4 protein-coding genes are annotated in these 1,651 nt (G+C 63.7%); all 4 read left to right on the forward strand.

Annotated features, from left to right (window positions below; genetic code table 11):
* On the forward strand, positions 1–215 hold a 215-nt coding region (locus tag H537_RS55055; protein WP_211235040.1), incomplete at its 5' end, for a hypothetical protein.
* Positions 216–345: 130 nt separating this feature from the next.
* A complete protein-coding gene (locus H537_RS0118975) occupies positions 346–615 on the forward strand; it encodes a hypothetical protein (RefSeq protein WP_028999083.1) in 270 nt (89 codons plus the stop codon).
* 149 nt (positions 616–764) lie between these two features.
* A complete protein-coding gene (locus tag H537_RS0118980; protein WP_156901852.1) occupies positions 765–1,313 on the forward strand; it encodes a hypothetical protein in 549 nt (182 codons plus the stop codon).
* 72 nt (positions 1,314–1,385) lie between these two features.
* A complete protein-coding gene (locus H537_RS53245) occupies positions 1,386–1,556 on the forward strand; it encodes a hypothetical protein (RefSeq protein ID WP_156901853.1) in 171 nt (56 codons plus the stop codon).
* The last annotated feature ends 95 nt before the right edge of the window (positions 1,557–1,651 follow it).

The raw sequence follows: 1,651 nt of genomic DNA on the forward strand, positions 1-1,651 counted from the left end.
AAGAAAGTCGCGCCATCGCACACCTCCGCGTGGCAGCAAACGATCTCTCTTGGAGGATTCAACGTTCAGCAAGTTCTGCCGTCCTAGTTTTTTTGCGGACCATTGATCGCCGGCGTGGCACCGTCGACTCGCTGAGCGGCATCAACTACGGGCCGGTGGAACTCCGCTTGCGCGAGCTGCTTGCGCTGCTCAATTGGCGGCGCTGGTGGCGTTGACCGCGTTGGCGCAGGCCTCGCTGCTGGACTTCCTGTGACGGCGGAGTCGATGGACACGAAGCACGCCCCCGAGACCGTGGCGCCTTGAGGCAACCGCATCGAGGCCGACGACAAGCACAGCATCCTGCCGGTGGCGACGGTGTACCGGTCCCTGGGCGACGAGGCCGAAGACGAAGCCAATGGCAGACTGATCGCCGCCGCACAGAGTCGTCTGGACGAGCCGCAGCGCTTGGAGTTCAACATCCGGGCCATGCTGAACGTGATGACGGCCGAGCAGAAGGCGCTGGTGCACCGGCAGCTGCAGGCCGCGTACATCGTGGACGATGCGATGACGCGCCTGCATGAGCGGCGCAATGTGATCGAGCGGGCGACCGGCGCGAATGCCCAGCCCAAGCAGTAGGCGACCCGAAGGCACCGCGCGCGGCACTGGTGGGCCGACCAAGGGCGGCGAGCGCGTCCTGAGGCCGTTCTCGCGGTTCTTGGAGGGCTGCTTGGGATGGCGCCGGGGCCTCTACCGCTGGCGGCGTGTCGCTTCTACTTGCATGTGCCATGGACCACCTGCCGTCCCCGGGGAATCACCAGTACCAGCCCACCGGCACCAGCCGCTGGGAAAAAGCAGTCGATGGGTATCGTTCGATGACATCACCGCAACATGGCAAGCGTTTAGGTGCAGGACCCTTAGTTTTCTATCAATCGCAAGAGCACTTGCTCATGAGCGACACCTTCCCCACCGACCTGCGCTCCTACTTCGCGGCGAACGCGCCGGCCACCGTCCCGGACTGGTTCCAACCGGACGTCCTTGAGGTGCTGTTGCCCATGCCGGCCAAGCCTGAAGTGCCTGCATCCATCGCCAAACAGGTCAAAGATATGGACCTGCTTGGCCGTGGCCTTGAGCCGTGGGATCTCGCCAGGGTGACGCCGGCCGATGTTGCCATGCAGTATGGGCGGGACTTGAACGACTGGGAGGAGCAAAAGCGCCCGGTCATGAAACAGCGCGAGGAGTACCGCTACTTCTTGTGGCGCTGGTACTACGCCGACCAGCTGATCAACCTCAGGCCGGCACTGAAGGCTGCCAAGCCTGCCGTGAGCGTCTACTGACCTCGCGCCGGCGCCTGGGGTTGCAGGAAAAGTACCAGCCGTCACACCCAGCCACGCCAAGGTCAGAAGATGATGTCCACGGAAGCCATCGCGCTAAGCCTGGCGGTGTTCGGCGCCCTTGCGGCGGTGGCTGGAATCGCTGGCTTCATGGATCACCGGCCACGCACTGGCGTCGTGCTGCTGTGGTGTGGCATCGCCGCCATCGGGGCGGCGTGCGTGCTCTTGCTGGTGATGCCGTACTAGCTAAGAAGCCCTAACTTTTTGCGGGCATGGTAGATGCTGGCATGCCAGTGAGAGCGTCTACTGGGTGAGGTTCCACCATGGCAAGGCCGCTGATT

The sequence above is a fragment of the Azohydromonas australica DSM 1124 genome, assembly GCF_000430725.1.
In the GTDB taxonomy this organism is placed as follows: domain Bacteria; phylum Pseudomonadota; class Gammaproteobacteria; order Burkholderiales; family Burkholderiaceae_C; genus Azohydromonas; species Azohydromonas australica.